The sequence below is a fragment of the Embleya sp. NPDC059213 genome (genome assembly GCF_042754445.1).
Taxonomy (GTDB): domain Bacteria; phylum Actinomycetota; class Actinomycetes; order Streptomycetales; family Streptomycetaceae; genus Embleya.
This window is the reverse complement of record NZ_JBHZAV010000124.1, coordinates 18,882-27,529: the sequence shown is the minus strand read 5'-3', so window position 1 is coordinate 27,529 and position 8,648 is coordinate 18,882. Positions and strand designations below refer to the sequence as shown.

Annotated in this window: 2 protein-coding genes; both read left to right on the top strand. The window is 72.9% G+C overall.

From position 1 onward, the window contains the following. Positions 1-5,727 (top strand): beta-ketoacyl synthase N-terminal-like domain-containing protein (locus ACFXMF_RS33595; RefSeq protein ID WP_380020940.1); only part of this gene is annotated, 5,727 nt, incomplete at its 5' end. 16 nt (positions 5,728-5,743) lie between these two features. After that, complete coding sequence (locus ACFXMF_RS33590; RefSeq protein WP_360323613.1) at positions 5,744-8,593, top strand: aminotransferase class III-fold pyridoxal phosphate-dependent enzyme; 2,850 nt, start codon at positions 5,744-5,746, stop codon at positions 8,591-8,593. The last annotated feature ends 55 nt before the right edge of the window (positions 8,594-8,648 follow it).

The window sequence follows — 8,648 nt, the reverse complement described above, 5'->3', positions numbered from 1 at the left end:
CTCGCCGGCACGCTCGGCAACTCGGGCCAGGCGAACTACTCGGCGGCCAACCACTTCCTCGACGCGCTCGCCGAACATCGCCGCGCGCAGGGCCTGCCCGCCGTCTCGCTGGGCTGGGGCCTGTGGTCCGTGGCGGGCGGCATGCAGGCCGGGGTCACCGCGGGCGGGCTCGACCAACTGCGGCACACCGGACTGCGGCCGATCTCCGCGACGGACGGCGCGGCCCTGTTCGATCGAGCGCTCGCGGCGAATCGCCCGGTGACCCTGCCGGCGCGGCTCGACCTGCGGGCGCTGCGGGCCGGATCGACCCCGGTCCCGGCGATGTTGCGGAGCCTGGTCGGTCGCCCGTCCCGCCGGGTGGTTCGGCCGGGCGCGGGCGGCGGGCGGGCACTGGCCGATCGGCTGGCCGCGCTGGCGCCGCAGCAGCGCGTCGAGCAGGTCGCCGAACTGGTGCGGGCCGAGGTGGCCGCGGTGCTCGGGTTCGGCAGCGGCGAACGGGTCGGCGAGAGCGTGCCGTTCCGCGAGCTGGGCTTCGACTCGCTGACCTCGGTCGAGTTGCGCAATCGACTGGCCGAGGTCACCGGTCTGCGGTTGTCGCCCGGGGTGGTGTTCGACTACCCGACGGTCTCGGTGATCTCCGAGCACCTGTTGGCCGAGCTGAGCGGCGAACTGCCGGCTTCGGCGGCGGCCGTGGCCGCGTCGGTCGCGGGTCCCGGCGGCGAGCACGACCCGATCGCGATCGTCGGGATGGCGTGCCGCTTCCCGGGCGGGGCCGCTACGCCCGAGGCGCTGTGGCGGCTCGTGGTCGACGGGGTGGACGCGATGTCGGAGATGCCGGACGACCGGGGCTGGGACATCGAGCGGCTCTGGGATCCGGACCCCGACAAGCCGGGCACGTTTTATCCGCGTGCCGGTGGATTCATCGACGGCGCCGCCGAGTTCGACGCCGGCTTCTTCGGCATCTCGCCCCGCGAGGCGCTCGCGATGGACCCGCAACAGCGGTTGCTCCTGGAGACCTCGTGGGAGGCGCTGGAGAGCGGCGGCATCGACCCGCAGTCGTTGCGCGGCAGCAACACCGGCGTCTACACCGGATTGACCGCGCAGGCATACGGCGAGGGCGGCGACGGGGTCGAGGAGAGCGCCGAGGGATATCGGCTCACCGGCTCCACGACGTCCTTCGGTTCCGGCCGAATCTCCTACGTGCTCGGGCTGGAAGGCCCGACGATGTCCATCGACACGGCCTGCTCGTCGGTGCTGGTGTCGCTGCACCTGGCCGCGAACGCGGTACGCAGCGGCGAATGCGGACTGGCCCTCGCGGGCGGCGCGACGGTGATGGCCCAGCCGATCGGCTTCATCGAGTTCTCCCGGCAGCGCACCCTGTCGCCCGACGGCAGGGCCAAGGCGTTCGACGAATCCGCGGACGGCACCGGCTGGTCCGAGGGGCTGGGCCTGTTCGTGCTGGAGCGGTTGTCCGACGCCCGGCGCAACGGGCACCCGGTGCTGGCGCTGGTCCGGGGCAGCGCGGTGAACTCCGACGGCGCCTCCAACGGCATGACCGCGCCCAACGGCCCGTCGCAACAGCGGGTGATCCGCCAGGCGTTGGCCAACGCCGGCGTGCAGGCGTCCGAGGTGGACCTCCTGGAGGCGCACGGGACCGGCACCCGGCTCGGCGACCCGATCGAGGCGCAGGCGCTGCTGGCGACCTACGGCCGGGATCGGCCGGCCGACCGCCCGCTGTGGCTGGGATCGGTGAAGTCGAACATCGGGCACACCCAGCACGCCGCCGGCGCCGGCGGGCTGATCAAGGCGGTGCTGGCCATGCGGGACGGCCTGCTGCCCAAGACCCTGCACGTCGCGGAGCCGACCTCGGCGGTGGACTGGTCCTCCGGCGCGATGCAACTGTTGACCGAGGCCCGCCCGTGGCCGGAGCTGGACCGGCCGCGCCGAGCCGCCGTGTCCGCGTTCGGGATGAGCGGCACCAACGCGCACGTGATCCTCGAACAGGCGCCGGCGGAGCCGGTCCCGGCACCGGCGCCGGACCCGGTGTCGCTGCCGGCGGTGCCGTGGGTGTTGTCGGCCAAGTCGCCGCAGGCGCTGCGGGCCCAGGCCGCCCGGTTGTCGTCCGTGCTGGACTCCGACACCGCGCCGAACCCGCTCGACATCGGGTTCTCGCTGGCGGCCCGCTCGGTGTTCGACTACCGCGCGGTGCTCGTCACCGGGGGCGACGCCCAGGCGTCGGCCGGGTTGCGGGCGATCGCCGAGGGCGAGGCATCGGCCGCCCGGGAGGGCCGGTCCGCGTTCCTGTTCACCGCAGGGCCGGTACCGGGCCCGGATCCCGATCTGTACGAGACGCTGCCGGCATATGCCAAGGCGTTCGACCGGACCCTGGCCGAACTCGGCGACAAGGGCGAGGACGCCACCCTGTTCGCCGCCGAGGTCGCGCTGTTCCGCTTGGTCGAGTCCTGGGGCCTGTCCATCGGCTGCGTCGCCGGGGCCGGGATCGGCGAACTCGCCGCCGCGTACGTCGCGGGCGCGCTCTCGTCGGTCGACGCCGCCCGGTTGGTGACCGGCGCGGACCGGGACGACGTGGTGTTCGCCGAACCGCGGATCCCGGTGCTGTCGTTGCGCACCGGCCGCCCGCTCGCCGCCGGCGACCCGATCGGGTCGCCGGGAGCCGAGGGCATCGCCGCCGCCGAGCGGTGGATGGCCGAGCAGCGGGTGACCCGGTTCGTCGAGTCGGGTTCCCGGCACACGATCGAGGGCTCGGTGCTCCTGGTTCGGGACGACCGGCCGCGGGTGCACACCGTGCTCGAAGGCGTGGCGGAGCTGTTCGTCGCCGGGGCGACCGTCGACTGGGCGGCGGTGTTCACCGACACCGGGGCCCGCCGGACCGGCCTGCCCACCTACCCGTTCCAGCGCGAGCGGTACTGGCCGGCCGAGTCCGGCGACGCCGTGAGCCCGGACTCGGACGCCGGCGAGCACGGGCTGCTCGGCACCGCCATCGCGGTGGCGGGCCGGGACGAGCTGGTGTTCACCGGCCGGTTGTCGCTCGGCACCCATCCCTGGCTGGCGGACCACGTCGTCGCCGGGGTGCCGGTGTTGCCCGGAGCGGCCCTGGTGGACCTGGCGATCCGGGCCGGCGACGCGACCGGCTGCCCGGTGCTGGCCGAACTCACGGTCGCCGAACCGCTGGTGCTGCCCGATCGCGGCGGCCTGCAGCTACAGGTGGTGACCGGCGCCGCCGACGAGGCCGGACGGCGCACGGTGGGGATCCACAGCCGACCCGCCGCCGGCCCGGATGCGGACGGCGCGCCTCGGGACTGGACCTGCCACGCCACCGGCGTGCTCGCCGCCGCAGCCGGCCGGGCCGAGATCGAGGCGGTCGCGTGGCCGCCGGCCAAGGCCGCGGTGGTGGACTGGGCGTACCAGGATCTCGCCGACGCCGGTCGCCGATACGGCCCGGTGTTCCAGGGCCTGGAGTCGGTGCTGCGGCGCGGCGACGAGGTGTTCGCCGAGGTCCGGCTGCCCGAACGAGCCGTCGCCGAGGTCGGCCGGTTCGGCATCCACCCGGCCCTGCTGGAGGCCGCCGTACAGCCGCTGCTGATCGGCGCCGCCGAGGTCGAGCCGGACGGCACGGCCCTGCTGCCGCTGGGCTGGGAGGGCGTCGCCCTGTACGCCACCGAGGCGACCGTCCTGCACGTGCGGCTGACTCCGGTCGGATCGCGGGCGTACCGCCTCGAAGTGGTCGACGAGGCCGGACTGCCGGTGCTGGTGGCCGAGTCGGTGCGCCTGGTGTCGGTGCGGCTGACGCCCAGGGACGGTGCGGCCGTTTCGCCCGGCCGCGCCTCGTTGTTCGCGCTGGACTGGACTCCGGTCCCGCCGCCGGCCGAGGACGAGCCGGAGAGCCTGCTCGCCCTGCTCGGCGACGACCCGGGCGACCTGGCCGCGGTGGCGCCGCTGCGGTTCGCCGACATCGAGACGGCGGCGGCCTCCTACACCCCGTGGGACGTCCTGCTGGTGCAACCGTCGGCGCCGGGCGGCGTCGCCGGCCGACCGGCGGACGTGCACCGTGCGGTGGAACGGGCGCTCGACGTGACGCAGTCCTGGCTGGCCGAGGAGAACCTCCCGGACAACCGCCTGGTCGTGGTGACCAGGGGAGCGATGACCGTCGACGCGGCGGAGGAGGTCCGCGACCCGGCCGGGGCCGCGGTGTGGGGCCTGCTGCGGTCGGCCCAGGCGGAGAACCCCGATCGCGTCGTGCTGGTCGACCTGGACGACGACCCGGCCTCGGCCGAGCTGCTGTACCTGGCGGCCCAGGCCGGGGAACCCCAACTCGCGGTCCGCGCCGGGCGGATGCTCGCCCCTCGGCTGGCACCCTCGACCGCGCCGAAGTCGGCACCGCCGGTGCTCGCGAGTGGTGGCACCGTGCTGGTCACCGGCGCCGACGGGCCGCTGGGGGCGTTGTTCGCCCGGCACCTGGTCACCGCGTACGGGGTCGAGCACCTGCTGCTCGTACACCCGCACGGGACCGGCGGGCCCGCCGCGGGACTGCGGGAGGAGCTGCTCGGTCTCGGTGCGACGGTCACCGCCGCGGGCTGCGACGTGGCCGACCGGGAGGGCGTGCGCGCGCTGCTCGCCGGCATCCCCGCCGACCATCCGCTGACCGGCGTCGTGCACACCGAGAACGTCCTGGACGACGGGGTGTTCACCGGGCTGACCACCGAGCGGGTCGCCCACGTGTTGCGGCCCAAGGTGGACGGGGCGTGGCATCTGCACGAGCTGACCGAGTCCGCCCCGCCCGCGCTGTTCGTGCTGTTCTCCTCGGTGGTCGGCATGCTCGGCAGCCCGGGCCAGGCCAACTTCGCCTCGGCGAACGCCTACCTGGACGCGCTGGCCACCCGGCGTCGGGCCGGCGGGCTGCCCGCGGTGTCGATGGCCTGGGGTCGGATGGTCGAGGGCGCCCAGTCCGGTCTGCGGGTGATCGCCGAGGACGAGGCACGCGACCTGTTCGACGCCGCGCTCGCCACCGGGCAGGCGGTGGTCGCCCCGGCGCCGCTGGACCTGGCCGCGCTGCGCCGCGACACCGCGCAGGTTCCGGTGGTGCTGCGCGCCCTGGTGCCGCGCGGCGAGCGCCGGAAGGCGAGCGCCGAACTGCCGGGCGACCGATTCGCGCAGATGACCAGGCCCGAGGCCGAGACGTATCTGCGCGACCTGGTGCGCGCCGAGGCGGCCGGCGTGCTCGGGCACGCGACGCCGGAGAACGTGCAGTGGGAGGTGTCCTTCCGGGACTCCGGCTTCGACTCGCTCTCCGCCGTGCAGTTCCGCAACCGGCTGGCCGAACAGACCGGCCTGTCCCTGCCCACCACGCTGGTCTTCGACTACGCCTCACCCGACGTGCTGGTGGAGCACCTGCTCGAACGGCTGGCCGTCACCGACGGGGTCAGCCGCCGCTCCGCGCTGGCCGAACTGGACAAGCTGGAGGCCGTCTTGATGGCCGTTCCGGTCGACGGGGCGGACGACCAGGACTCCGGGCACACCGAGATCGCCGCCCGACTGAGCGCCATTCTCGCCCGCTGGAACAAGACCCGGCCCGACGCGCGGCCCGACGCGGTCCCGGGTGCCGGCGCGATCGACCTGGCCGCCGCGATCGAGACCGCGACCGAGAACGAGGTCTTCGACTTCATCGACCGGGAGCTGGGCCGCTCCTCCGCCAACCCGAACCGCTGACCACCAGGAGATATTGGTGAACGCACCCATCCGTTACGCCGAAGCCCTACTGACCGGATTGCTCGGCACCTTCGGTCTGGACATCGAGTATGTCCGAGCGGACAAGAACACCCTGTACTACCTGGACGAGACCGGTACCGAGGTGCCGGTGCTCGACCTGGTCGGTGGTTGGGGATCGTTGATGCTCGGGCACAACCATCCGGAGATCGTCGCCTACGCGAAGGAACTGCTCGACACCGGTTGGCCGGTGCACTCGCAGCACTCCTCGCACCCGGTGGCCGACCGGGTCGGCGCGGTGCTCAACGACATCCTCGGTCGCGAGTTCCCCGGCGCCGAGCCGTACCCGATCATCTTCGCCAACACCGGCGCGGAGGCGGTCGAAGCGGCGGTCAAGCACTGCGAGTTCGACCGCGTGTTGCGAATGAAGAGCCTGTTCGAGCAGATCGAGTGGAACGCCGACGTGGCGCTGAACGCGGTGCGCGACGGAGTGGCGGCACTGCCGGACGACACCTCCCTGCTGCCCGGGGACGTGCCGGCCCCGACCGGCCCGGAGGAGTTCGCGGCGCTGCTGGGAGCGGTGGCCGCGCACAACGTCGCGCGGGCCGGGACCACCCCGGTGTTCTTCGCGCTGGAGCGGGCCTTCCACGGCAAGCTGGTCGGCAGCACCCAGTTCACCTACAACCCGCTGTTCCGGGCGGCGTTCGCCTCGCTGGGGTCGACGGTGACGTTCGTACCGCCGAACGACGCGGGGGCGTTCGAGAAGATCGTCTCCGAGCAGCGGGTCACCGTGCTCGACGTCGAGGTGGTCGAGGGCCGGGTCACGCTCGTCGAGCGGGCCTTCCCGGTCATCGCCGGACTGATCGTCGAGCCGATCCAGGGCGAGGGCGGGATCCACGAGCTGACCGTCGAGTTCGCCACGCGGATCAGGCGGATCTGTGACGAGATCGAGTGCCCGATCGTCGTGGACGAGATCCAGACCGGGATGGGGCGGACCGGGAAGTTCTTCGCGAGCGCGCACATCGGACTGCTCGGCGACTACTACGTGCTGGGCAAGTCGCTGGGCGGCGGAATCGGCAAGACCTCCGTCATGCTGGTCCGACAGTCGCGCTATCGCCCGGAGTTCGAGCTGGTGCACAGCTCGACCTTCGCCAAGGACGGCTTCTCCACCGCCATCGCGCTGCGGACCCTGGAACTCCTGGAAGCGGAGGACGGCGCCGCCTACGACCGGGCCGCCGAACGCGGCGACCGCATCCTGGGCATGCTCCGCGAACTGGCCGAGGAATTCTCCGACGTGGTGGCCGACGTGCGAGGGCGCGGACTGCTCATCGGACTGGACTTCGCCGACCAGAGCAACGCCTCGTCGCCGATCATCCGGGAGAAGGCGCGGGCCGGTCTGCTCGTCTTCCAACTGGGCAGCTACCTGCAGACGGCCCACCACATCCGCACCGGTCCGACGGCCAGCGTGCCGACCATGTTGCGGATCGAGCCGTCGATCGAGATCAGCGACGAGGAGATCGAGCAGCTTCGGACCGGCCTCACCCAGGTCTGCCGGATCCTGCGCCACCAGGACGCGATGACCTTGATCCACCCGCTCACCGGCGCCGGAGCGTCGGCGCGTCCGGAGATCGCGGACTTCCGACCGGCCGCGGCCGAGGCGTCCGCGCCGACGGAGCCGGCCGACCACCGGGTCGGGCTCGTCGGCTATCCGCTGACTCCGGACGCGTTGCGGGAGTTCGACCCCTCGCTGGCCGACCTCGACGATGCCCGGCTGCTCGCCTACGCGCGGCGGTCCGAGCTGCTCAAGGACCTGCCGGCGTCCGGACCGGTCCGGTTCACGTCGCCGCAGGGGACGTCGGTGGACCTCACCGTCTACCCGCTGTTGGTGACCCAGCAGCAGTTGCGCGAGTACCAGGTCTCCGGGCAGACCTTCCTGATCGGCCTGGACCTGGATCGCCGGGTGCGCGGGGCGAAGGCGGACGGCTGCGACACCGTCGGCCTCGGCTTCGGCCTCGGCGCGGTCGGCGGTCACGGCCGCGCGTTGCGGGTTCCCGGGGTCACGGTGACCGCGGGCAGCGCGCTGGCGGTCGGCTCGGCGCTGGCCGCCGTCCGGCACGCGGCCACCGAACGCTTCGGCGGACTCGACGGGTTGACGGTCGCGGTCGTCGGCGCCGGCGGGCGGATCGGCTCGGCCATCGCCGCGATCGGCGCCCGGGAGGCCGCCCGGATCGTGCTGGTGGGCAGTGGCCGGCCGGGCTCGGCCGAGCGACTGCAGGCCACCGAACATCGCATCTACCAGGAGTCGTGGGCGCGGATCGCGGCCGGCGGCGAGCTGACCGGCATCGCGGCGGCGCTGTTCGCGGAGCCGCTCATCGCCGGGTGGCTGGCGGAGGGACGCGCCGGCGACGAGCCCAGCGGCCAGGCGATCGCCGCCTATCTCGCCGACAGCCGGGAGAGCGACCCGTTTGTCGTCGTGGCCGATGATCTTTTGCCGGTGCGAAATGCACACGTGGTGTTCACGGCACATTCGAGCCCGGTTTCCGTGTTGGACGAGAAGCACCTCACCGACGGCGCAATCATCGGCGATTTGTCCTTTTTCGGCACCGGTACCGAATCCACGGTAGCGGCTTCTCGCGACGATCTACTGTACGTACGGGCCGGTGTACTTTCCGTGTCCACTGGCGGTATTCTGCCTCCTGGCCTCAGCGTTTCACCGAGTGCTGACGAATTGCCGGCGGGGGCGGCGGAAGCCATCACACTCGCATTGTCCGGGGGTGGATCGACGGGCGATGGTGCCATTACCCGCGAGCGGGTGGACGCCATTGTCGAACTCGCGAAGCTGCACGGATTCGAGACGGTTCTTCGCTGAAGTCCGCCGAACGCCGTTCGCCGGACCATCGGCCGATGGTCCGGCCCGATCAACA